The 25281-nt window shown below is 39.5% G+C and carries 21 protein-coding genes and 1 riboswitch; of the genes, 7 read left to right on the top strand and 14 right to left on the bottom strand.

Annotated elements, in window-relative coordinates; all coding sequences use genetic code 11:
* Positions 1 to 143: 143 nt before the first annotated feature.
* Positions 144 to 1022: a LysR family transcriptional regulator gene (locus tag AC3ISB_RS11500; protein WP_489276446.1), complete on the bottom strand. Its 879-nt coding sequence runs from the start codon at positions 1020 to 1022 to the stop codon at positions 144 to 146.
* A gap of 255 nt (positions 1023 to 1277) precedes the next feature.
* Here AC3ISB_RS11500 and AC3ISB_RS11495 point away from each other — a divergent pair, with 255 nt between their 5' ends.
* Complete coding sequence (locus tag AC3ISB_RS11495) at positions 1278 to 1907, top strand: chromate transporter (RefSeq protein WP_260399715.1); 630 nt, start codon at positions 1278 to 1280, stop codon at positions 1905 to 1907.
* A 49-nt stretch (positions 1908 to 1956) separates the two neighbouring features.
* Positions 1957 to 2502, top strand: a complete 546-nt coding sequence (locus AC3ISB_RS11490) for a chromate transporter (RefSeq protein ID WP_260399714.1) — start codon at positions 1957 to 1959, stop codon at positions 2500 to 2502.
* A 283-nt stretch (positions 2503 to 2785) separates the two neighbouring features.
* On the opposite strand, the gene AC3ISB_RS11485 is transcribed toward AC3ISB_RS11490, so the two are convergent.
* The 4 genes from AC3ISB_RS11485 to hutG all read right to left on the bottom strand — a co-directional run bounded on the left by AC3ISB_RS11485 (position 2786) and on the right by hutG (position 6821).
* On the bottom strand, positions 2786 to 4102 hold the full coding sequence (locus AC3ISB_RS11485) for a Na+/H+ antiporter NhaC family protein (RefSeq protein WP_098371833.1): 1317 nt from the start codon (positions 4100 to 4102) through the stop codon (positions 2786 to 2788).
* Between the two features lie 191 nt (positions 4103 to 4293).
* A riboswitch (SAM riboswitch) is annotated at positions 4294 to 4401 on the bottom strand.
* Positions 4402 to 4689: 288 nt separating this feature from the next.
* A complete protein-coding gene (locus AC3ISB_RS11480; protein WP_144528053.1) occupies positions 4690 to 5361 on the bottom strand; it encodes an SOS response-associated peptidase in 672 nt (223 codons plus the stop codon).
* Positions 5362 to 5421: 60 nt separating this feature from the next.
* The gene (locus tag AC3ISB_RS11475) at positions 5422 to 5577 is read right to left on the bottom strand and encodes a hypothetical protein (RefSeq protein WP_153246094.1); all 156 of its coding nucleotides are present in this window, start codon (positions 5575 to 5577) and stop codon (positions 5422 to 5424) included.
* A gap of 287 nt (positions 5578 to 5864) precedes the next feature.
* The gene (gene hutG, locus AC3ISB_RS11470) at positions 5865 to 6821 is read right to left on the bottom strand and encodes a formimidoylglutamase (protein WP_098371831.1); all 957 of its coding nucleotides are present in this window, start codon (positions 6819 to 6821) and stop codon (positions 5865 to 5867) included.
* 123 nt (positions 6822 to 6944) lie between these two features.
* On the opposite strand from hutG, the gene AC3ISB_RS11465 reads away from it, so the two are divergent.
* Positions 6945 to 7847: a LysR family transcriptional regulator gene (locus tag AC3ISB_RS11465; protein ID WP_480338931.1), complete on the top strand. Its 903-nt coding sequence runs from the start codon at positions 6945 to 6947 to the stop codon at positions 7845 to 7847.
* A 138-nt stretch (positions 7848 to 7985) separates the two neighbouring features.
* Here AC3ISB_RS11465 and ggt read toward each other — a convergent pair whose 3' ends face one another.
* On the bottom strand, positions 7986 to 10061 hold the full coding sequence (ggt, locus tag AC3ISB_RS11460; protein WP_480338930.1) for a gamma-glutamyltransferase: 2076 nt from the start codon (positions 10059 to 10061) through the stop codon (positions 7986 to 7988).
* 680 nt (positions 10062 to 10741) lie between these two features.
* Between ggt and AC3ISB_RS11455 the strand changes: the two genes are divergently transcribed.
* Positions 10742 to 11653 carry a LysR family transcriptional regulator gene (locus AC3ISB_RS11455; RefSeq protein WP_141994769.1) on the top strand — a complete coding sequence of 304 codons (912 nt, stop codon included), beginning with the start codon at positions 10742 to 10744 and terminating at the stop codon, positions 11651 to 11653.
* Positions 11654 to 11885: 232 nt separating this feature from the next.
* Here the strand turns inward: AC3ISB_RS11455 and AC3ISB_RS11450 are convergent, their stop codons facing one another.
* Complete coding sequence (locus tag AC3ISB_RS11450; RefSeq protein WP_480338929.1) at positions 11886 to 13928, bottom strand: sigma-54 interaction domain-containing protein; 2043 nt, start codon at positions 13926 to 13928, stop codon at positions 11886 to 11888.
* 280 nt (positions 13929 to 14208) lie between these two features.
* On the opposite strand from AC3ISB_RS11450, the gene AC3ISB_RS11445 reads away from it, so the two are divergent.
* Positions 14209 to 15630: a YfcC family protein gene (locus tag AC3ISB_RS11445; protein WP_098371826.1), complete on the top strand. Its 1422-nt coding sequence runs from the start codon at positions 14209 to 14211 to the stop codon at positions 15628 to 15630.
* Between the two features lie 36 nt (positions 15631 to 15666).
* Positions 15667 to 16839: a beta-aspartyl-peptidase gene (iadA, locus tag AC3ISB_RS11440; RefSeq protein WP_489276441.1), complete on the top strand. Its 1173-nt coding sequence runs from the start codon at positions 15667 to 15669 to the stop codon at positions 16837 to 16839.
* A 660-nt stretch (positions 16840 to 17499) separates the two neighbouring features.
* Here the strand turns inward: iadA and AC3ISB_RS11435 are convergent.
* The 6 genes from AC3ISB_RS11435 to AC3ISB_RS11410 all read right to left on the bottom strand — a co-directional run bounded on the left by AC3ISB_RS11435 (position 17500) and on the right by AC3ISB_RS11410 (position 23123).
* Positions 17500 to 18492 (bottom strand): NAD(P)/FAD-dependent oxidoreductase, encoded by a 993-nt coding sequence (locus AC3ISB_RS11435; protein ID WP_144552785.1) that lies wholly within the window; start codon positions 18490 to 18492, stop codon positions 17500 to 17502.
* A 241-nt stretch (positions 18493 to 18733) separates the two neighbouring features.
* A complete protein-coding gene (locus AC3ISB_RS11430; RefSeq protein ID WP_141993255.1) occupies positions 18734 to 18982 on the bottom strand; it encodes a ferredoxin in 249 nt (82 codons plus the stop codon).
* An 88-nt stretch (positions 18983 to 19070) separates the two neighbouring features.
* Entirely contained in the window at positions 19071 to 19865 is a 795-nt protein-coding gene (locus AC3ISB_RS11425) for an alpha/beta fold hydrolase (RefSeq protein ID WP_489276440.1), read from the bottom strand.
* A 245-nt stretch (positions 19866 to 20110) separates the two neighbouring features.
* A complete protein-coding gene (locus AC3ISB_RS11420) occupies positions 20111 to 20899 on the bottom strand; it encodes an SDR family NAD(P)-dependent oxidoreductase (RefSeq protein ID WP_489276438.1) in 789 nt (262 codons plus the stop codon).
* A gap of 369 nt (positions 20900 to 21268) precedes the next feature.
* Positions 21269 to 22549, bottom strand: a complete 1281-nt coding sequence (locus AC3ISB_RS11415; RefSeq protein WP_098371822.1) for an MFS transporter — start codon at positions 22547 to 22549, stop codon at positions 21269 to 21271.
* A 394-nt stretch (positions 22550 to 22943) separates the two neighbouring features.
* Positions 22944 to 23123 (bottom strand): hypothetical protein, encoded by a 180-nt coding sequence (locus AC3ISB_RS11410; protein ID WP_489276435.1) that lies wholly within the window; start codon positions 23121 to 23123, stop codon positions 22944 to 22946.
* Positions 23124 to 23255: 132 nt separating this feature from the next.
* On the opposite strand from AC3ISB_RS11410, the gene AC3ISB_RS11405 reads away from it, so the two are divergent.
* Entirely contained in the window at positions 23256 to 24278 is a 1023-nt protein-coding gene (locus AC3ISB_RS11405; RefSeq protein ID WP_098371820.1) for an NAD(P)H-dependent amine dehydrogenase family protein, read from the top strand.
* Positions 24279 to 24503: 225 nt separating this feature from the next.
* Here AC3ISB_RS11405 and AC3ISB_RS11400 read toward each other — a convergent pair whose 3' ends face one another.
* Positions 24504 to 25259: an IclR family transcriptional regulator gene (locus AC3ISB_RS11400; RefSeq protein ID WP_141993259.1), complete on the bottom strand. Its 756-nt coding sequence runs from the start codon at positions 25257 to 25259 to the stop codon at positions 24504 to 24506.
* Between the last annotated feature and the right edge of the window lie 22 nt (positions 25260 to 25281).

The following is a 25281-nucleotide window of genomic DNA, read 5'->3' as shown; positions in this document are numbered from 1 at the left end:
AGAGAAGAGCTTTTATGAATAATCATGGGGTATATTCAATTTGCTATGACTTTTTCAAGGTAAGGGGGCCGGGGGCACATCGTTAACCATGAAACTGAAAACGCTGCCAAATTGTAATAGTAAACCAAAGAGGCTTTCCTTCCTTATTGAAGAAAATTAACAAATTTAGACACCCCTACTTTATTAAAACGATTGTTTTTCCTGACTAGCCATAAATTTCTTGTTATATCTATTCTGGAAATAACCACTTCCCTCAAAAAGCCTTGCTCCAATTCCCTGGCCACTGTCAACCTTGGCAAAATGCTGATTCCAAGTCCAGCTTCAACCGCACTTTTTATCGCTTGTGTGCTACCAATCTCCATGTAACTTTCTATTTTTGCTAAAACCCCATGCTCCCTTAACATGTTTTCTACTATAAGCCGTGTTCCTGAAATGGATTCACGCCAAATCATTCTTTCATTCCCCAATTCCTCAAGCTGAATTTCTTTTCTGTCTTTCCATGGGTGGTCGGACGGACATACCAATATCAATTCGTCCTCGGCGAACTTTTCTACAATAAAATCGCTGTTTTCCACAAGCCCTTCCACCAAGGCCAAATCAATGACATCGTTTGAAAGATCCTCAAGAACCCGGGGGGTATTTTTTATCGTTAATGTCACTTTTATTTCAGGCTGTTGTTTTTTAAATCTCCCAAGCAAGCTCGGCAACAAATACTCACCGATTGTCAAAGATGCCCCAACTATGAGGTTTGCATTGTACTTGCCAGTTGATTGCTGAATCACTTCTTTTGAATGGTTGAAGTCATTTACAATAGCTTTCGCAAAAGGGTATAACAACTTTCCTGCCTCTGTAACTCTCAGCCTTCCTTCCTCACGGTCGAATAACAAAGTGTTGTAATAATTTTCCAGTTGATGGATTTGTCTTGTTACAGCGGGTTGAGATAGGAAACTTAACCTCGCTGCCTGGCTTATGCTTCCTTCATCCACCACTAAACAAAACATTTTTAGATTTTCTAATTTCAAGAAAACGACCTCCATGTTTTTTGATAGTTAATTAAAATGATAGCATCATAAAGGTAAATGGTGAAATGAAAAACGAGTGCTACATCCCTGAATAAGTGAGGCTATTAAATTATTGGCGACATTCTTTATAAAACGGATAAACCTTCTGGGTATAACGTTTTGTTATACCCGATGATTTTGTTGCAATTTACCCATTCCTTTTTCTTTGATATGTTAGTAATAAGATTTAAACAAAGCATGCAAAGGAAGTGACTGATGTCAATGAAAGGACAATGGAAAACTCTATTCCATTTATTTTGGACCTTTTTTAAAATAGCACCTGTCACATTCGGAGGCGGGTTTGCGATGATCCCTTTAATCGAAAAAGAAGTGGTCGAAAAGAGGAAATGGATGAAAAGCGAAGAAGTTACGGATGTTTTTGCGTTATCTCAGTCCGTACCGGGAGCTGTAGCCATTAACTCCGCCACCTTTATCGGCCATCGAATTGCCGGAATGAAGGGGGCAATGGCAGCCATGATCGGTGTTTCATTACCTACCTTTTTAATTGTTCTGCTCCTAGGCATTTTGTATTTTTTCATTCAGGATAATCCGAAGATAGAATCCGCATTCATATCGATCAGAGCTTCCATAGTAGCCATCATCGCCTATGCGGCTATCAAGATAGGAAAAACGGCTGTTGTAGACAAAGCAACTTTCTGTATTTTACTAGTAGGAATTCCAGTCCTCTTCTTTCTTCACCCTGTGATAGTTATAGTAGCAGGAGCTGTAGCGGGTATTGTGACAATCTCCATTAAGAGAAAATTAGGATACGATGTCAAGTTGGACAGAAAAGATATGAGAAAAGAAGAAAATGATTTCGAACCTTTCATGGGTGCTGGCATATAGGTAAATCTAAAAAAGGGTCTAACTAATTTTCAAGAAAGCGTGTGATATTATGATGGAATTGTGGGAGTTGTTTAGCACCTTCTTTATTATCGGCTTTGTATCGTTCGGAGGCGGATACGCCATGATTCCCGTAATAGAATCGGAAGTCTCACAGCATGGATGGATGACGACGCAGCAATTTACCGATATAATCGCCATTTCCGGTATGTCCCCAGGACCCGTCACAGCCAATAGTGCCATTCTCGTTGGCTATTCGACTGCTGGATTAGCAGGAGCCATATCATCCGCTCTCGGAATCTTGCTACCTGCTATTATATTCGTGACCGTTATAGCCACCTTCTTCAGCAAATTGAATCATTTTCCAATTATTCAATCCATGTTTTATGGATTAAGACCCATTGTCACTAGTTTAATCCTCTTTGCAGCAATCAGTTTAGCACTTTCCAATCATATGATAGCCCCGAACTTTTCATGGCATACGATTAGCTTATTACTCGTTTTTGGATTATCGTTATTTGCCCTAATGAAATTACGCTGGCACCCAGCCTATGTAATTATTCTTTCTGGTTTAGTTGGTGTTGTCCTCTATTCATGACAAATGCCTCACGCAAAACCATTATCAATATGGACCGGAATGAAGCGCAGTTATTTTGGTTATGGAAAAAATTTGTCTATCATAAATTAAAGAAATATCAAACAGATGAATTGGTATTTTCAGGTCAGATGAAGACGGCCTTGATTAGTTTAGGACACTTATTCTGAAATAAGAGCGAGGGTGACTTCTGAATAATTTTTATGCTTATGTTTTAGTATTTCGATCATACAGAAAACACCCTGTATCCAATGATCCAGGGTGTTTTTCATTACCTATTCTCATTTTAAGAAGTACGTTTCTTCGCTACATCTTCTCCAGGCCGAAACCGTGGAAAACCAATCAAGATGGCAACGACTCCACAAAGTCCAATTAATATTGGGTAATATGAATACGGCAAGATGCTTATCGGTGAAATCTTTGCTACTCCTGCTGCAACAAGCAGCTGTGCCCCATATGGAATCAACCCTTGGATACAACAGGCAAAAACGTCAAGTAAGCTCGCCGATTTACGCGGATCAATCCCATACTTTTCAGCAATATTTTTGGCAAGTGGCCCGGCAATGATAATCGAAATTGTGTTATTTGCCGTTGAAAGGTTCGTCAAACCAACAAGCCCGGCAATGCTGAATTCCGCCCCTTTTTTTGATTTGCTATTTCGGGTCACGAGGTGGAGTAGATAATCGATGCCACCATTATGTTTTATTACAGCAACCATACCTGCAATTAAAATGGCAAGGAAGGATATTTCATACATTCCCGCCATTCCTTCACCAACTTTTTGAATGACACCCAACGGTTGATAACTTCCATCCGCCAAGCCGATTATTCCGGCAAATACAATTCCGATAGAAAGGACCAGGAACACATTGACTCCTGCCAATGCAGTGATCAATACGCAAAGGTATGGAAGAATCTTCACCCAATTATAAGAATTTTGGGTGATGTCGGCTTGTTCACCCATCGTTAAAATTCCAAGAATGGCACATGTGATGATGGCCGCAGGTAAAACGATGAAAAAATTCACCTTAAACTTATCCTTCATTTTCGTTCCCTGTGTTCGAACTGCAGCGATTGTCGTATCTGAAATGAAGGATAGGTTATCCCCAAACATCGCACCACCAATAACGGCAGCCATTGAAAAGGCAAGCGAAATATCGGTTTGCTCGCTAATTCCCACCCCGATAGGTGCTAGGGCTACAATCGTTCCCATGCTAGTCCCCATAGATAGAGAAATAAAACAAGCGATAATGAATATCCCTACCATTAAAAGATTTTGCGGAAAAACGGCTAAGGCAAGATTCACCGTTGATTCAACTGCCCCCATGCCATTTGCAACTTCGGCAAAAGCGCCGGCTAAAAGGAAAATGATAACCATTAACATAATATTGGCGTCACCGGCACCTTTACAGAAAATATCAACCTTTTGATTGAAACTTTCTTTCCGATTCATTGCCAATGCAGCTGCTGATGCAATAGAAATTGCTACAATCACCGGAAATGAATAAAAATCTTTAGTGACGATTCCGGACCCTATAAATAAAATTAAAAATACGACAAATGGAATCAATGCCCATGGATTCCCTTTATTGTTTGCACTCATGATGTACACCTCTTTTTATTTTTCCCATGACATGTGTCATAGCTTTTATTCTTTTAACAGTTTTCGCAAATAACACCAATTTGAACTTGATTACCCATTCATGGAGCTATTAGCTAAAAAAACTATCAGCATAAAAAAGACCCCTTCTATTAAACAACAAGAAGAGGTCTTTTAATTTATAAAAAACACCCTCCTTATCTTTCAGGCGAAAATCAGCCTGCTGGATTTGGCACAGCACTCCTATTAAGTCCGCTGCCGAGACATCTTCGGGCCAGTCCCTCCGTCTCTCTTGATAAGAAGATCAAAATTATATAATTTATCAAATATTACGATGCCTGTCAGAAAAGTCCCAGGCTGGAAGCTTGCTGAAACCATCTGAGTTTGTAAAAGTGACATCGAAGTCGTTTTGAAAAGCAAATATAAGAGTACAGCATTTTGTCTATTTTCGCAAGGTTTAGTTTTAAAGTATTCACATGCACTTCTTACTGATTAATAAGAGATCTTGAAATGTGCAGTTAATCAGTACAATGAGTCTTCTATGATATTTATCGGGACGGAATTAATATAAAAAGAGGTCTAATGACCTCTCAGCAAATTTGTTGTATTAGGTTAGGTGAATTTTTTTTAGTCGAGTTCACATCAGTCGATACCTCAAAAGCTTCCATTTGTTCCGAATCGAATGACTTTAAATACTGCTGCAGATATGCAGGATCATTAATGGATGGATTCAACCAATCTTTTTCATCTTCTGGTTTAAGGATTACAGGCATGCGATCATGAATGCTGGTCATCAGCTCATTAGGAACGGTTGTTATAACGGAGCACGTGTAGATGCTGCGGCCTTCAGGGGATTTCCAGGATTCCCATATACCGGCCATTCCAAATGGAGCATGATTCTTCAGTTTTATTCGCATCGGTATTTTTCTTTCTGGCGTCTTCTTCCATTCATAAAATGAGTCAGCGATTATCAAGCATCTCTTCTTCTTATACGCATTCTTGAAGCTAGCTTTCTCTGCAATGGTTTCCGCTCTGGCATTGATCATTTTATAGCCCACTTTTTCGTCTTTTGCCCAGAAAGGAATGAGTCCCCACCGAAGATATCCAAGTCGGTTCATTGCCCCGTCATTAATGACGGATAGCACGGATTGGGAGGGAGCAATATTGTAGCTGAATTGGTATTCCTCATCAAATGATCCTTGAATATCAAACCGATCTTTTAGTTCTTCAATGTCAGTGAAAAGGGTGAAACGTCCACACATAATATCGCCTACCGTATTAAGATTTATTACAGTGTAACAAATGGAACGGGAAGGCACAAATCAGCGTTCTAAAATCCTGATGTCGGTAAATGGTTGATTAAATAATTCGCTGGAAATCAAAAGGGTGCCAAGGACTTCTCTTTCATCTTCAGCTTTAATGATTTCCGACAAAATTAAGGTACTGCCATTCCTTACCGTTACTTTATATTCATTCATGGAATCCCCCCTCAAAAGGCTAGATGGTTGTTATTATAAACCAAAAACCCACAAGTATCAGTATTGAACTATGGCAGAGTCATGGTTAATCTTCTAATGAAGAGGCCGCATGGAGGTTCCTTTACACTTTAAAGGGTTAGTCGAACAATGCCCGGGACCATAAATCCTTGATAGGCGGCAAAAAAAGACTGTCCATGAATGATTCATGGACAGTCAGGATCTGTCAAAGGTTTTTCGCTTCAATTTCGATAATTGATTAAGGAGATGGCATTGAGGAAAGCCATTCATTATTTAAAATGCAGTAAAACCTCATTTATTAAATGTGCTGCCAATGTAACGGTTTTATTATTTTCGTCCAACGAAGGATTCACTTCCGAGATATCAAAGGAGAGGATCTTTTCATTCGATACGATATGCCTGATAATGGCACGGACCAATTTCGGATTCAGTCCAAACGGCGATGGAGCACTTACCCCAGGTGCGTAGGCTGAATCAATAACGTCTGTACATAATGTAAGAATAATGTAGTCATATTCCTTAGCGAAATCATTTATCCGCCGCTTAGTTTCATCTATTTCGTTCAATGATAAATCTTCTTCCAAAATGTAGTCGACCTTACTTCTCTCGGCAGTTTCAAACAGTGCCTTCGTATTCCCCTGCTTCTGAATTCCGATACATAAATAGCCACAACTTTGATCTTCGTCCAAAATCTGCTTAAACATCGTTCCTGATGAACTTTCTTTTTCATAAGGCCTCATATCAAAGTGAGCGTCAATATTAATGATCCCCAATCTAGCTTTTGGTCCAATGGATTTCCTAATCCCAAGATAATGGCCATACAGGGTTTCGTGCCCTCCCCCAAGTATGATAGGAATCGCTTTACTCTCCAGTATCCGGGTAACAGCCGATCCCAGTTGGGATTGGGCGGCCTCCATCTCTGTACCTTCACATATTACATCGCCAGCATCCACCAGCTCGGTTTGGGAGGGTAAATGGCAGGGTAATTTTGCCAATGACTGCCTAATATGATCAGGCCCCTCTGCAGCACCAATCCTGCCTTTATTCCTTTTGACGCCTTCATCACATTTGAAGCCAATCAATCCAAAGGTACTTGATGCATTGGAAGAGATGGCTAATTCCGAAATCGGTGCCAAACGTACTCTTTGGTGGTATCTGAAGCTGTCCATGTCAGATTGGGAATCAATTCTTCCATTCCAATATTTTAAAGTCGGATTTGTATACATAATTTCTCCTTTATTTAAAAAATTCCGAAATATCTTTTTTCAAAATTATAAATGAGATAATATATAATTACCAATACAAAATTTCAATATATCTATAGTTTAAAGCTATAGAAAGGAGAATATATGGATCTTCGTCAACTTCGATATTTCACTACAATTGTCCGGGAAAAGAATTTCTCAAAAGCGGCAAAAATGCTGCATATATCACAACCTTCCCTAAGTAATGCCATAATGAAATTAGAAAATGAAGTTGGTTTTCAGCTTTTGGAACGTAATACAAGGGGGCTTGAGCTTACGGAAGCAGGGGGGATTTTTTATACGAGATCTGTGGATTTGCTAAGAAGATTCAATAATATGCAAGTGGAACTTGAGGAAATCAAGCAGGTTGGAAGTGGAACAATTGCTATAGGCTCCATTGAATCTTTCAAGTTTTGGTTCCCCAAGATCATCAGGAATTTTAAAATCCTATATCCTAATATTCATATAAAAGTTAAAGAAATCTTGGGGGAAGAGAAAGTTATCGATTTTTTGGTCCAGTATAATGGACATTTCACCATCACGAACCAGCCAATTAACAACGATGAAATCATGTCTATTCCCCTCTATAATGAAAAATTCATGCTTTTGGTCCATAAAGATGACGACTTAAATGAAAAAGGTTCCATCACTTTCCAAGACCTTGCAGGGAAAGAATTGATCATCAGTACAACGGGTTTTCAAACGAGAGATGATATTTTGAAAGCTTTTAAAGCGGAAAACGTAAATCCCAATATTTTTTACGAAATAGAAAGACTTGAAACAGCTTGCAGTTTGGTGGAAGAGGGACTTGGGGTTACAATTTTACCGGAAAGCTATATAAAATCCGCTGTAACACCCAATACTGTAATTCGAGCAATCGATTCGAATTTTTTGGAAAGAACTGTTTACCTGGCCTATTTGAAAGATCGCTATCTGTCTCCTGCAGTATGTAAATTAGTTGAGGAGATACATAGCTTTTTTAAGGGTGATGTTAGGAACGGGGACTAAAAAAATCCAACAGTAATGACAAAAAAAACATTCCCCAAATGCACATTGCACAAGGGGAATGTTTGATTAAATGCTCTGGCCGTTTTCCTTATTAACATCTTGCTAGAGGAATTTCATTCTATATTCTTCAGGGTAAAATTAATTCGTGACACTGCCATCATCATCTGGATCTTCAATATCCGCCGGATCTTTTTCCAGTAGTGCCTCTTTGTCTTTTTCGTTCCATTTTGCTTTATATCCTAATGATTGTGCTACTCTTAACACCGGTAGATACGATTTTTTATCTGGTTTAAAAGTTTCTAAGTCCCCTGTTCCAATTGCACCCAAACCAAGTAACAATTTGTCTGATTGGATATAGGGTTTTTCATCTATCAGTTTCATTTGTTCAGCTGTATAAGGATAAACGGCTCCATTCACTTTTAAGGTAAATGGTCCCTTTTTTTCTTCTTTTATTTCTTTTGGCTTTTTCGATTTATAGGAAACATTATACACTCCTTGAACAGTTCCTTCTCTCGTATTATCGGCTCCTCCATACATTTTCCCCTTTTCATAATCATAAATAACAGCTTGCACATTTCCGATATGCTGGGGTTTTTCTTCATAAACATGGCCTTTTGCCATTAACTCCAACCTAGTATTTTGTTCAATTCCCGGTTCCCATCTAACTGTCGGATATCCAGCGGAATAAATACGTGGCGCTAAAATGGCATCTTGAATTGGCATTTTATGATCAAGCACGTTCATAATCGTTTCAGATACAGATGCTATTATCGTCGCTCCCCCAGGTGAACCAATGGCCATGAAGGGATTGCCATCTTTTAATACGAAGGTCGGGGACATACTGCTTCTTGGTCTTTTTCCTGGTTCCACCTGGTTAACTCCACCCGGTGTTGCATCAAAATCCGTCATTTCATTATTTAGCATGAATCCATAATCAGGTACCATAATACCTGATCCGAATACTTGCTCGATTGTAGTCGTATAAGCAACCATATTTCCCCATTTATCCATTACAGAAAAATGGGTTGTTTGACCGATCGGTGTTTTCTCCTCTTTTACCTTTTTCATTGGAGTGGGTTCTTTGCCCTCATACTTCCATGGATCGCCTGCTTTGACATCAGCTGTTGATCTATTTGGTTTGATGAGTTTTCGCCTTTCTTTAATATAATCTTCATCCAATAGTCCTTTTGTAGGTACATCATAAAAATCTTCATCTGCCATATAGGCAGCTCGATCGGCAAAAGCAAGATGCATGGCTTCCGTGAGATAATGAAGATACTCAGGTGTGTTCGCCCCCATCTTTTGTACATCGAATCCTTCCATAAGCTCTAGGATTTGTAGAACGGTCAAACTGCCTGAGCTTGGTGAAGCTGCCCCTACCACTTCAAATCCCCTATATTCCGATTTAACCGGCTCTCTTTCTTTAACCTCATAGTTTTGCAAATCCTCAGTTGTCATCGTTCCTTCACGCTTTTGAACTTCTTTGGTAAGTGCTTCCCCGATTTCACCTTTATAAAAAGCCTTGGAACCTTGTTTTTTTATTAACTTAAGAGTCTTTGCCAGATCTGGCTGAACGAGGGTGTCTCCCTCTTCCAATGGCTTTCCGTCTGGTACAAAAACTTTTGCAGCCGCTTGGTTATTTTTAAGCTTTGTTACATTTTCATCGATATATTGTGCTGTTGCCCAATTGACTCTTACCCCTTGTTCAGCTTGTTTAATGGCCGGTCCTATGACTTGTGATAATTTCAATGTTCCATATTTCTCCAGAGAAGTCTCTACACCCATCAGAGTTCCAGGAACAGCAACCGCTTTACCAGATGTGTGCCGCTTACTAAAAGGAACAGGTTTTCCCTTTTCATCTAAAAAAAGTTCAGGCGTAACATTTTTCGGTGCCATTTCGCGATTTTCAATCATCGTTATTTTATTTTCCTTTTTATTATAAATCATGATAAAACCACCGCCACCGATTCCAGACATCATTGGTTCAACTACATTTAACGATAATTGAATGGCTGCTGCTGCATCGACTGCGTTTCCACCTTGTTTTAATATCTTTATGCCCGCTTCAGCTGCTAACGGGTGGGAAACTGATACGATACCTTTTGTTGCTCCCTTTCCCATTGACCCATCCACTCCAGGGACACTTGCAAAAGCTGGTGTAATCATACAAAAGAAACTGAAAGTAACTAAAATAAAACTTTTTAAAAATTTCATGAATTAGTCTCCTTTCAAAAATAAAACAAATTGGGATTTACCATAAGCCAACTGGATATACGAGCAAATGACTCTGCTTTTGCAAGTAGGAATATGCTGGTCGATCTCTGCAGTCTGCACATTCCCTGCTCTCTTTAATGTTTCACTTCAAAAAATCACCCCCCGAATGCCACGATAATACCGGTTAACGTCAAAATCATAATCAATAAAAAACACTTATGAATTTTTCGAAAAAACTCCACCTCATGTGTTTTCATCAACTGCAAAAAATTATAATGTTATTATTCTACCAACCATCTTACTTTCCCTTTTTTTACAAAATTAGACGCACCCTTCAAAAGCACTAGCAATCCATTAAAAAGTTTTATATAAATCAAAACAACAAACAAAAATGTGTAATAACACCTATTAAAAACAAGAAAAATCGGTTATTTAATAGGGATATTTTACCTTTTATTACCTTTTCTTCCTTTCTTTAAGGATAATATTGACTCTTCCAATTTAGAAATATATTATTGTTATAAACTTATAAGACTATGTTATAAAATCAACATCCTAGCATTTCTATCCTTTAATCGTTATTTCCAGCTTTTGTTAGAGAGGGAATTAAAAGTTCACCCTTTCTTTTACCAGCAGGTTTTAGCCTTGTATTTTCAAATCCAACTGAAGTGGGTGATTGTTTGAATTTCCTATCCCTCCGCTATTTCATAGAGGTTTCTAACCATCTTAGTTTCAGTGAGGCTTCCAAAACCCTGCATATATCCCAGCCCGGACTTAGCCAACAGATTTTATCCCTCGAAAAACAATTAGGCTTTAAACTATTGAATCGAACGACAAGAAAAATTACATTGACGGAAGAAGGTGAGTACATCTATAAAAAACTAGCTCCTTCCTTCGAAGATATTGAGAAAACAGTGAATTACATAGTTGAAAATAAAGCCATCCCCAAGCCTAAACTGAAGATTGCTACCGTCCCTTCTGCAGCTAGTATATATATCCCGAAGTTATTGAAAAAGATAGTGGGGGATTACCCGGAAACAGAATTTTACGTGCATGAAACAACATCTTCAAGGGCTGTAAAACTCTTAAACCAACAAAATTATCACATCGGTTTCATCCGGACGCCCATTAACAGTAACATCATTGCCAATGAAGGATTAAGCATGATTGAATTCATGAGGTTCCCTTTACAATTGGTCGTCTCCATTGATCATCCACTAGCCCAAAAAGATGCTATACATTTATACGAAGCAAAAGACGAACCTTTTATCCATTATGATGCCGTCCAAGCACACTCCCTTCAATTCCTTTTGGAAAAGGCTTGTCTGACTGCTGGATTTTCACCTAAAGAATTATGTAAAGGCTCTGAATTACTGACGATCGCCAATCTAATATCCAATAACTTAGGCGTAGCGCTCATGCCGGAAGATATGGTGAGTTTGTTGGGAAAACGCCAAGTCAAAGCCTTGAACATCGATAACTCGGAATTATCAAGTTCCATATCGGCAGTTTGGAAAAACACGGATGCATCAAGTCTGACTAAGCATATTTTGAATACGTTAAAAAATGATCATGCTTTTAGCGACATATGAAATTATTTATTGGGAAAATATGCTAAACGACTCGGAATGAAAAGGGTCATTTATAATAAGAACTATACTAATCGGTATTAAAAAGCCCCATTTCTCTTGTGACATAGAGAAATGGGGCTTTTAATATAATTTCAACTCTTAAACTTCTTATTGGCGATGGGACGGGACCCCTTCCATAATTTATTAAAACCTTAAATTAGCAAACTCTCCTTATTGGTAGTGACTAATTATATCAATGCATAGCATGATTTGACTTAAGAAAATATAAATACTCCATTCCCTCAGCGGTGATCTTAGTGCCGGCCCTTCCTCTGCCTTTGACGACAAATCCTTCGATTTCTAAAATATCCAAGCGGCGACGGATTTGCTGAGGGGACAAGACAAAGTCCGATTCTTGACTCTGACTAGAAATCAGTTCTCTGCTTGCCGCTTTTCCTTTATCGTTGTATTGCTTGATTACTTCCAAGATGAAAGTGCGCTCCTGAATTTCCAGCATACTTTCACAGACGGGATAATCTGCCGTAACACTTTCTTCCGCATGCCCGTGCATGAACGGAAGATCCCTCTTCGTCACGATATTCCCCTCACAAACCGTCAGCATGTAATCGATCGTGCTTTTAAGTTCCCTTATGTTGCCGGGCCATTCATATTGCATGAAAAACTCCATAACGTCTTGCTCTACTTTTACCCACTTCCCGCTTTTTGTGATGAGATGCTTTATCAAAAGTGGAATATCCGCTCTTCTCTCTTTTAGTGACGGTATGTAAAGATTGAGTACATTCAGACGGTAAAACAAGTCTGTTCTGAATGAACCGTCCCGCATCTTATCATGAAGATTTTTATTCGTCGCAGTGATCACCCTGACATTTATGGGAATGATTCTCTTGCCGCCAATTCTGCGGATTTCACCCTCCTGAAGAACTCGAAGCAGATGGGATTGAACTGTGAGACTTATGTCACCAATTTCATCCAAAAAAATAGTCCCTTTATCCGCCATTTCAAACAGTCCTTTCCTGCCTCCTCTTTGCGCTCCTGTAAATGCCCCTTCTTCGTAACCAAACAATTCACTTTCAAGTAAAGTTTCTGTTAAAGCGCTACAGTTAACCGCTAGAAACGGCCCGTTCTTTCGTAATGAATGCTCATGAATCGCATGCGCAAACAGCTCTTTTCCTGTTCCTGTCTCTCCCTGAATCAAAATCGGGTGCTCAGACAGGGCAAGCTTCTTGGCAATCTGCTTACGCTCTTTCATTACTTCATTCTCGCCGATAATATCTTCAAAGCGGTATTTTGAATAAAAGCCTTGATTTCGCATTTCCCTTTGTGCAGTCTTTTCTATTTCGAAAGCTTGATGTACGCTTTTGAAGGTTGCGACGATTGTATTTTCTTTCATCATTTGCAATCGAAAAATTACGATATCCACTCCGTCTATGTTGAAGAACTTGCTTTCGTCATTACTTCCCATGATGAAATCGATAATATCCCGGCGATTCAATACATGCTCTAGATACTTATTAACCACATCTTTTGCATCAACATGGAATAATGCCGCAAGCTGGTTATTGAATACCGTTATCAGCCCTTCCTCGTTAACGACCAATATGCCGTCATCGACAGTCCCCAACACATTTTGGATATGATCGCTCATTTGCTTGGCATCACGCTCTGCATATAACAGCTTCCGTTGTAATTCAATGATATTGCTAATATACCTTTCTGAAATCTTCGAGGATATATCCTTGTGTAAACCACAGCATTCTACAACTTCCAAAATTGTTGTTATATCAAAAAGACGCACACCTATATCGATTACTTCTTTTATGTAAGAAGGACATAGGTGAGTTTCTCCTGGTGAAACGGCTATTTGGACATTCTCATAAAATAATATCCCCTTCCTGAAAGGGATAAATTGAACATGATCGACACCAAGCTGATATAAGGATTCAATAAGGTTCATAGTTGCATCATCATCATCATTCACCAAAAGAACTGCCGAACCCTCTGGTATTCTTAATAGCTTGTCAATGTATTCATGATTAACAGTTCTCTTTCCCACGATTATTTTCTCGGGATTTACGCTATACATTCCCTCTTTCTTATCATAAGCGGCATCTGATGAAAACAAGATAATTCCATCTCCCAGAGAACGAGGTATTCCCTCATCGGTAGAATGGCTTTTGACGTGCACGTAGTCTCCAAGCAGTTGTTCCAGTTGCTCCTGCAAGGCTTCCTTTGTTTTTGAGCTTCCCGCTATAAGTGTAAGTGAGGATTTTGACATAAAAACACCTACCTGTCTTTAATTGGTACTATTATATCACCAAAAAGAACCATTAAAGACCTAAAACTTCAATTCAACCATTAAGTTTTCATAAAAATCAATTACCCCATATTGGCACAGATTTTGCATATCTATTGATATTGACATTGACGTGCCTATGGTTTTGAAAAGGAGGGAAACAGCAGAATACTAGAAAAACAGATGATAGCCGATAGGCCGGCAATATTTTGTAAGCGTATTAGTTCCATGAACTTATTTTAAATTCAAAGGAGAGACACTTATGAGCCGAATAGAAGAGAAAGCTGTTTTGCTGGAAACAGCGGGGGAAAAAGAGAGAAAAATCAATGTTTTTGTATTGCTGCTCTGCATTCTCGCCATAGCAACTCTATTTACTTACATTTTGCCGGCCGGGGAATATACACGAATCGAAGCAGATGGACGGACAACTGTTGACGCCACTTCTTTTAAATGGATAGAATCTGCACCGGTGGAATTTTTCGATATGATAAAAGCTATTCACACAGGAATGGTTGAAGCCGGCAATATCATCTTTTTCTTATTGATTATTGGAGGGTTTTTCGGTGTTTTAAGAGCAACAGGGACGGTTGATGTGCTTATCGCCACAATGGCTCGGAAGTTGGCGACACGTGAAAAGCTATTAATTCCTGTCGTGATGTTGTTTTTTGCTGTAGGCGGCTCCTTAATGGGAATGGCGGAAGAAACACTAGCATATCTTCCTCTTATCATTCCGCTGGCGTTGGCTCTCGGATTCGATACAATTACAGGAACCGCCATCGTCATTGTTGGGGCATTGTCGGGGTTCACGACTGCCATAATGAATCCATTCACAGTAGGACTAGCGCAAGGAATTGCTGAATTGCCGATGTTCTCAGGTATAGGGTTGCGCCTTATTTTATTTATTATCGTCTACCTTGTTTCCGTTCTTTATATCCATCGTTACGCAATGAAGGTAAAGAAAAATCCTTCCATCGGTATCTATGGGAAATATACAAAAGAAGAATCGAAAAAACTGCTGCAATCAAGTGGGAAGTTAACAGCGAGACATAAGTTCATCTTAGGCAGTTTCTTAATTAACTATATCGTCTTGGCGTTTGGAGTCATCAAGTTCCAATGGTACATGACAGAAATCGCTGCCTTATTCATTATATTGACAATTGTTATTGGAATCATCGGAAAATTGTCTGCGGATCACATCGTCAGCTCCTTTACCAATGGATCTGCAGCCTTGCTGGGCGGTGCTTTGATTATTGGCGTATCACGCGCCATTCTTGTTGTATTGAATGAGGGACATATCGTCGACCCTATGCTCCATCAAATATCTGAAACTATTCAGCATGTTCCGGCCTATTTAAGCGTTGCCGGCATGTACAGCTTCCAAACTCTCATTCATTTTATTCTAGCTTCCGGCACCGGTCATGCGATGTTGACCATGCCAATTATGGTTCCGCTCGCAGACTTATTGGATATTACACGTCAAACTGCAGTGTTGTCTTTCTCTTTTGCGGACGGAATTGGAAATATGATTTTCCCGACCGCTACCACCTTGATGGCGGGCTTGGCAATTGCAGGCATACCTTGGACAAAATGGGCGAAGTGGATTCTGCCCCTAGTACTCATTCAATATCTCATCGGATTAATAGCCGTCATCATGGCTCACTTCATCGGATATGGTCCATTCTGATAAAAATCACGAATTAATTACAGGAGGAGAAACGCATTGCTTACTTTAATCAAAAATGGCGAGATATACTCACCCAATTACTTAGGACCGAAAGACGTTTTGATCACAAATGATAAAATCGCATTCATCGATGACAGTATCGAGATTCCTGACAACTTTGCTCCTATTCATATCATTGATGCGACCAATCTTTTAGTTGTTCCAGGTTTCATAGATTCACATGTTCATATTATTGGCGGAGGCGGTGAGGGCGGATTCAAAACCCGCACCCCTGAGCTGATGCTTACGGATATTACGACTTCCGGTATTACAACGCTGGTCGGCTTGCTCGGTACGGACGGAACTACGCGTAGAATGGAAAGCCTGCTTGCCAAGGCCCGGGCGCTTGAAGAAGAGGGTATTTCCTGTTTCATTCATACAGGTTCCTACCAGGTGCCAGTAAAAACATTGACAGGAAAAATCGAAGATGACCTTATACTCATCGACAAAATCATCGGTGTCGGGGAGATTGCCATCTCCGACCATAGATCATCAGAACCCACTTTTGAAGAATTGACCAAGATCGCCGCAGCGGCACGCAACGGTGGTATTCTGTCAGGAAAAGCTGGTATATTAGAAGTTCATGTAGGAGACGGAGATGGCGAGCTCTCGTTGTTACATGCAATTGCTGATAAAACCAACATTCCGATTCGGCAGCTCCATCCGACACATATCAACCGAAATGAAGAATTATTCAAGGCGGGAATTGATTACGCTAAGCGCGGCGGGTACGTAGACTTTACAACAAGCACCATTCCTCAGTTTCTGGATGATGGCGAAGTGAAGTGCAGCATTGCCTTGCGGATGATGCTTGAAGAAGGGATACCAGTCGGACACATAACCTTCTCTTCAGACGGACAGGCCAGCCTTCCGTTTTTCAACACCCATGGAGAGTATGCAGGCCTTCAAGTGGGAAAAGTATCTTCGCTATATCAGGAAGTGCGTGATTCTGTTTTAGAAGAAGGAATCCCCCTTGAAACGGCACTGAAGGTCATCACCACGAATCCCGCACAAGTGCTGAAACTATCGAACAAGGGCAATATCCAAACCGGGAAGGATGCAGATATCGTACTATTGCAAAAGGAAACTTTGGCAATTAGCACTGTAATGGCAAGAGGACAAGTTATGGTAGAAAAGGGTATTCCGTTGATAAAAGGAACATTTGAATGAGTTAAGACAAGATACCCGTTATCGAAAAATTTACACGACTAGCATTGTTTAAGATTTCGTATTAGGTATCTCCTATACTTAATTGGTCCGTATTTCCCAGAAGTCCATCCTGGTTTAATCATATCCATTGCAATGGTAAAAAAGCATGCTCACTGGCCACTATGAATATTCTGCTGTCCCGATCGATTCAGGTAAACAATCATTTATTCTTAAATTCTTTGTATTAGCCATCGTAGGTGCAATGGGATTTTATTTCACCAAAGGTATAACCGAACCGCCCCATGTCGTGGCAGAATAACCGGGGATTTTGTTAGAAAGCAACCTATTATTTAACACTAACAAGCATGCTCATTTCTATCTTTTACTTACAAAGATTAATATTTTGAAGAATCGCTATAGAGACGTTACTTAAACAAACTAAAAAGTCGAATTCCTAACCGTGAAGGAATTCGACTTTTATTTTTCAGTCATCTTAGCCTGTCTCCTTTGCTGAACTATCAACCAGTTAGTTCATTAGGCAACAAAACCTGTAAATCCTCGATATCTACTTTAAGTTTCATCTCCATTAAAAATCAGGACTATCGAGACCCCTATCCATCACTCTTTATTTTGGCGTCTCGCTACGTGCATTTCTTTAGAATAGTCTTATTGCCAAATATATCAACCGAATAAGGAAGTACTATGCAACGGCTGAACTTTCGCCATGGGATCAATATAGGCTTTGGCATTATTAACTGCCGTAGGGCCTTCACCAAATCCGGAAGCAATTAATTTAACCTTTCCATCATACGTACAAATATCCCCGGCCGCGTAAATGCCTGAAATGTTTGTTTCTTGTTTGGAATTAACGATAATTGCATTTTTATTGATGTTTAAACCCCATTCTTTAATCGCTCCAAGAGAAGAGACAAAGCCGTAATTAATAATTAAATCATCTACGTCAACCACTTCTTTTTGTTGAGTCTTAGTATGTTCTAAAACAATTTGAGTAATTTGATCTGCTCCAACCAGTTCGGAGGGAATATAAGGTGTTTTGACCTCAACAGAGGAATTCACTAATTTTTCTACACTATGTTCATGGGCACGGAATTTATCTCTTCTGTGTATCAATGTTACCTTTTCTGCAATCGGCTCTAACATAAGGGCCCAATCAACAGCAGAATCCCCACCGCCTAGAATCGCCACTTTTCTTCCTTTAAATCGGTTCATATCATTCACGAAATAATGCAAATTCTTATTTTCGAACTGTGTTGAATCTTCCAATTCCAGTTTACGGGGTTGAAAGGCTCCATTTCCAGCAGTAATGATAACTGATTTAGAAAAATGAGTATCAAGGTTTGTGGTGATCTTAAATGTTCCGTCTTCTTGCTTTTCCATCTGTTCAACTGCTTCTTCAAGACAAATTGTTGGTTCGAATACTTTCATTTGTTCCTTTAAATTCTCTATCAATTCCTGTGCCCTTACTTTTGGAAATCCAGCTATATCATAAATGAATTTTTCGGGATAAAGAGCCGAGAGCTGTCCTCCCAATTGAGGAAGACTTTCAAGGATTTTTACCTTTGCTTGCCTCATTCCGCCATAGAACGCCGTAAACAAGCCAACTGGGCCGCCGCCAATAATTGTTATGTCATATACCTTCTTATCTTCTGTCAATGTAATCACTCCTTGTTTTTCTAGGTTGGTTGTTCATACTGAACGTGATTTACAGGTTGTAAGGGATTGACTTGTAATGTTTCCACAAGTAATTCTTCCTTTTCACCTTATAATAATTATGGATAAGATTAGAAAATACCCACCCTTTCAAAAGACAAACTAGTGACGTCAATTTCCCTAGTTTTAAAATCTATAAATCTATAATCAGTACAAACGCCTTCATTGATTATATCTATAAATATTATTCAAATTTATTAGGGTTACCATCAAAGGATACTTGAGCCACTTTTATAGAATCGGTTGGACATCCTTCTGAAGCATCTATCATATCTTCCTCGAGTTCTTCTGGTATAATCGTTGCCCCAACATTATTATCCAATATAACAAACGCAATACCTTCTTCATCGTAATCATAAATATCCGGAGCTGAAGCACCACAAGCTCCGCAAGCAATACAAGTTTCTTTATCCACGATTGTATAATTAGCCATTTTTACTATCCATTCCTCTCTATAATCTAAACCCTGTTTTTTACTAAGGCATTTATAGAAGCCTTAAGCAATCGAATTCGTTTTTACCTTACTCAATATTGTTCAAAAATTCCAAAATGCTTGAATTAAACTTTTCAGGATTTTCCTGGTAACACAGATGACCGCCTTCTGGAATTATCACTAGCCGGGAGTTTATTAACTCTTCATGAATTGCTTCCGACTCCTTTATAGGAGTTACAGTATCCAACTCACCACAAATTACAAGAACAGGAACATCTATATGAGATAACGATTTCATTTGATTTAGATGATAAAGTGAATATGCTACCGAACGATACCCTGCTGGTCTTATCTGTGTCATAATCTCTTTTACTCGTGTATGGACTTTTTCTGAAGCATGGGGGGATAGCAGTGCTTGTATCCTCTTTTCCGCTATCTCCTCTGTAGAAAGGTTTTCAATTGAAAATAATCGATTTTTCAATTTCGTCTCGTTCTCTTCTGGGGTTAGAGCAGCAGCCCCTCTTGTCGAATCGGCTAATATTAGTTTATTAATCTTATCAGGGTACAGGCAACAGTACTCTATCGCAATTGCCGCTCCCATTGAATGGCCGAGCAGATGGATTTTTTCCAACTTTAGCTGATCCATCATGCCGTTCAAAATACGCGCAAACTCTTTAAAATTTCTAAATTCTTCAGCTGGATCTGAACTTTTCCCATAACCCGGGGCATCCCATGCAATTACTGTATAATTCTCCTTTAATTCCTGGATCTGTTCCTTCCATGACTGTGAATTATTGCTCATACCATGTAATAATACTAAAGGTTCTCCATTACCTTCTAATTCATAATGTATACTTAAATCTTCTACTTTTACGTATGGCATAATATCAGTCCCCCTTATTTTTTCGGGCATAACTTTGAACAATACAGTTTAGGAAAGCTGTAATAACTTGAAATATATTACCTTAAAATAGCAAATGATTTACTAAAATAATATTTCGCCTGGAAATAGCTTTCGTTTTGATCTGATAAAAAAAGTGCTTCCTTTTTCTTGAAGATAAGCAGGAAAATCGACTTCCGTTCCCGTCTTTCAACTTAACTAAAACAGTATTCAAAAACTGTGCCAGCTTAGCCAAGTCCTCGCACTGACAATCCGCCGTCGCTTGAAATGATTTCACCGGTGATCGCACGTGATTCGTCAGAAGCTAACAGCACATACGCCGCAACGTGATCTTCCGGCATCTGGGCAAGTTGAAGAATATTCCGTTTTTTAATGCTGCTTGCTTTCGTATCATTATCGACGATTTTCACAAATGGACGCAGCGGTGGAATCACCGTGAGTGCTGTCAATGTCCCACCTGGGGCTACCGCATTCACCCGGATGGAAGGAGATAGTTCGAACGCAAGCTGGCGCATCAATCCAATTTGGGCGTGTTTGCTCGCTGTGTACCATACACCGCCGCCATCTGGATAAAAACTTGCACCGGACACGGTAAAAATAATATTGCCATTTGTTTTTTTCAGTTCTTCAAGAGCGGCTTTAGCCCCGAAAAAAGAGCCTTTTACGTTAATATTGAGAAGGAAATCATACGCTTCGGAAAGCGCCTCAGGAGTCACATCGGCAAATTTGGCAAATCCATCGAACACGCCGGCATTCGCAACGAAAACATCTAACTTTCCGAATTGCTCAACAGTAGCTTGGACCGCTTGCTCATTGTCTTCGTATTTGCTTACATCTCCCTGATAAGTAAGGATATTTTCACCAAATTCTTCTTTCATTTTCGCCAACGTGTCTATAGAGCGGCCGATAATACAAACTTTTGCTCCTTCTTGTATAAAACGGCGTGTCACAGCCTCTCCTATTCCAGAAGCTCCCCCTGTAATCAATACGACTTTATCTTTTAAGGCCATGCCCATTGTCTCCACCCCTTCTGTTATCTTTCAACCGTGATGAATGGTTATCCAAAGATCCATTCAAGTATAAGGTCTTGTAAGCGAGCACATATTTTTTAATAATGATCATATTCTGTTTAGTATACAAAACAGTGTTTTTTATATAAACAATTCTAAAATGTAATCGCTTTATTGTCAATGTAAGCTGTAAAAAAAACTGAAGCCATCGTTCGGGAAAACATTACTTGTTTTCTATCAATCTGTGGTTATCCTTACTCCTATGTACTCGTCAATGAGTATTCAAGATTTTATTGTGGTTTCTCAGTAAGAATCCAGCGCCCCTTCTTACTGAGAAACCCTACTAAAAAACGTATTATATTAACTTTTTGCTCTCTATAAAGTTAGTTTGTTTCCTGTCGTATTACTTAGGTGATATTCGGCAACTTCTTGTTTAATCATAAACAAGTACGCAACAAACCCAAGAGTGGCTGCTACGATCAGCATGGCAATCGAGGGACCAAAATCACCGCCGGACAAATCGCGGCTCCACCCCATAATATAGCTTGAAAATCCACCCATAATATTTGTGAATCCCATTAAACCGGCTGCGCGGCCCGCTGTTTCAGGTGTTGAAAATTTGATGATGAAGAAATTGGTTAGATGGAACATTCCACCCTGAGTTCCCATTGCAAGCCCCATGGAAACGCCGGCAAAAATAGGATTCGGTGTAATGACAGCGATTGTCAAAAATACAGCTGTTAGTATGAACAGAATGGTCGCAAGCAAACTCGGGCGCTTCGTTTTGTCCGCCAGAAATCCGCCAGCCAGGACAAATCCAAGCGCGAATAGCCACGATAATGAAGTAATGCCAGTCATTGCTTCCCTTTCAAAGCCTTTGGCTTCAACGAGATAAGTAGGCAGCCAAATACTGATTCCAAAGAAAAGAAAGGACGACATCAAATTGCCGAACCAAACAACCCAATAACGATAATCCTTTGCGAAGAATTGCTTCGACTGAACATCATCCGCTTCGTCTTTTTGGCGAATATAGGAGACTTCTTCATTACTCATGCGTGGATGTTCTTCTGGCGTATTACGAGTCAAAAACAGGAACATTGGAATATTTATAAACAAGTTAAAGGCGGCGAGAGCAAAGAACGCGGCCTGCCAATGAAACGTTGAAATAATTAGAATGAGCATAACGGTACCCACTGCCGGGCCAAGGTAGTTTCCAGTAATCCAGAATGACTGTGCCCTTCCAAGCTCTCGTTTATTAAACCAATTCGAAATGAATTTACCCGATATCGGGATCATCATACCTTCCCCAATTCCGAGGATGACTCTACTAATTAAAAACATTTCGTATGAAGTGGACAGCCCTCCCATGACCATTGTCGCTGTCCATACCAGTAAACCTAAAACTGCTGTTTTCCGTGCCCCTAACTTGTCGATAATAACTCCCCAAAAAATGTTGGAACAGGAGTATGAAATCATGAATATAAAGGAGATCAAGCCAATTTTTGCATTTTTATCCGGGCCAGTTAAACCAAGATCACTTAAAAATCCCGGATCGGTTTGGATAACAGAGATACCTACTTTATCAATCTGGCCGAAAAACCAGAAGAAAAAAATAGGAATCGCAATGTACAACCATCTTTTTTGACCTTGTAACATGTTATTTCCCCCTTATAATAGGCTCATTTGAATGCGCTTTCATGATTTTCAATAAAGAAAATGACTATCATTCCATCAAACTTCACCAACTCCCCCTTTCAAAAAATAGCAGCAACTTCTGTTTCATATAAAAAACATCGTTACCGATATTTAATGTTATATTGAATTTTCATAATAGTCAATAATATTGAGATTAATATTTTTCCAACAGAAAAGTAGTTTTATATACAAAACTAAATAAGGTGTTGTTTCGATGAAAACAACACCTTAACCGAGCCTTAGGTAATGCAACTCAATAATTTTTGACACTTCATTAACCGAAGCGAGAAAATGTCCATCATGTCCAAAATCCGGGGATGCTGCGGACTGAAGATCTACTTAGTCTATTGTCCGTTCAAGTAAAAGGTTTTAACCGGGAACAGTATGGCGGTTTCTCCAAAGGAGATAACCTTGGATTCCTGTCCAACACCCCAATATATGCTGCCGCTTGAGGTGAATAAAGCATATGTTTCGTCAACCTCAATTCCACAACACCTGCGATGGGTGACCCCAAAGTTGAAGTATGATTCTTCAATATATCACCTCATACATTGCCGTATTTCCTTTTATAACGATTCTTTATAAATATATAAAAATTAACTATTTTTATTATTTATCACTCAATGTTAGCATTTTGTTATAAGTTATTTGAAAGGATGAGAGATGAATGACTATGCAATTTTCTGAATTCGCAGTATTCGGGCTGGGTCCCATCGGAATTGAAATTCTACGCAGTGCTTATCAAACGAATCCTCAAACGATTATCGGTGTTGTCGATATTGATCCCGAAAAGGCAGGAAAGGATATTGGCTTACTAATCAATGAAAAGGAAACGAACAAGTTTGTAGTCTCCCATATACAGGATGTAAATACTGAAGCAGACCACCCTATCGCATTACATGCAACCGGTTCCAACGCACAACAAGTTTGGCCCCAGATCAAAGAGCTTCTAGATCACGGCTTTTCAGTGGTTTCCACTTGTGAACAGCTTTCTTTCCCTTGGCATCGCTACCCTCAACTTTCAAAGGAAATAGATGATTATGCCAAAGCAAAAGGGCTTAGTGTTATTGGTACCGGAATCAATCCAGGTTACATCATGGACACTATGGCCATTTCTTTTACAACAGTATTGACCACGGTTAACCAAATCAAGGTCAATCGTAAAGTTGATGTTTCGAAAAGGCGCCTCCCCTTACAAAAAAAGGTCGGAATCGGGATGACTAGAGAAGAGTTTGAATTTTTAGCTGAACGGAATAAAATTGGGCATGTGGGTCTTGAGGAGTCTGTTAGGTTAATCGCTTATGGGCTGAATTGGGAACTTTCAAGTGTTATCAATACCATTGAACCAACGATTGCAATCGAAAATATGACCGTTCCGCTAACTACTATAAAACCAGGGGATGTTAATGGGCTTCATCAAATCTCCACGGGCAAGACAGTGGACGGAAAGATAATTTCCTTGGATTTAACGATGTCTGCAGGTATTAAACAAGAAGATGAAATCGTTATTGATGGGAACGAAACCCAAAGGTTGATTGTTCCCAACGGAATTTTTGGAGATACCGCAACCGCTGCGATGATTATCAATACCGCTAAGCAAATTGATGCCCTCCGTAAACCAGGTTTACTTACAATGGCTGACATCGGGGTGCCGAGAAATATAAATCAATCTGACTTTGTGCATATTTAATGGCTAACCAACAATCTTGCGTATAAGTCTTATTATATTAGAAAAGGTGAACCCCGAATGGTTCACCTTTTTCGTCCTGGCCAGATAGTTTTGCATGCCAACATGACAAAAAACCACCATAAGCGGTGGCTCAGCTTCCTACATATAGAATCCACTATCTTATGTACATTATCTTATTTCAGGAAAATATATTCCGAAAATGACATCATTTTTCCATTTTCATTATTAATGTGTTTGAGAACCCAGTTTCACGGAAATGGCCTTGGCGGCTTTCGTTACTTTGTCAATCAATTCAGGCAAGCGCTCTTCCTGAAATCTTGCTTCAATCCCAGCCACACTAATACCAGCCACTATTTGACCTTTACCATTGAGTATCGGTGCACTCACCGCTTTTGTATAATCCTCAAGTTCTGATGAAGTTATCGTGTAACCATCCAATCTCGCTTCATTCAAAGCATGACGGAGTTTAGTTTTATCCGTTATCGTTCCAATGGCGATTGGTTTTAATTGAACGCTTCCCAAATAATTTTCCCGCTCTTCTTCCGGCAAATACGCTAGGATGATTCGAGAATCGCCAGCGTACAATGGCGAACGTCTACCAATGGATGTATAAAGGCGAACAGGATGCAAGGTGTCCACCTTTTCAATATACATCGCTTCATCCTTATCCCTCACAATTAAATTCACTGCTTCTTCAACATCATCCCGAAGGTCTTTCATGATGGGATAGGCGATTGACCTGATATCCAAACGCTCACCTACCAGTTGGCCAAACTGCAGGAATATCAGTCCAAGTGAATAATGGCCATCATCGTCCTTTGTTAAAAACCCCATTTCCTCCAATGATCCAGCCATACGGTGTAACGACGTTTTCGGCAAATTGGAAAGTTCCATCATTTCATTAAAAGTCAGTTTCGGATGATTTATGAAAAGGGTTAGGATTTGCATGGATTTCACGACGGTCTTGTTATGTGCCTGCATACATTGTCTCCTTTCATGATAC

Source organism: Peribacillus sp. GL_122 (assembly GCF_057835005.1).
Note: the sequence above shows the minus strand (reverse complement) of the source record. Positions and strands in the feature narration are given on the sequence as shown.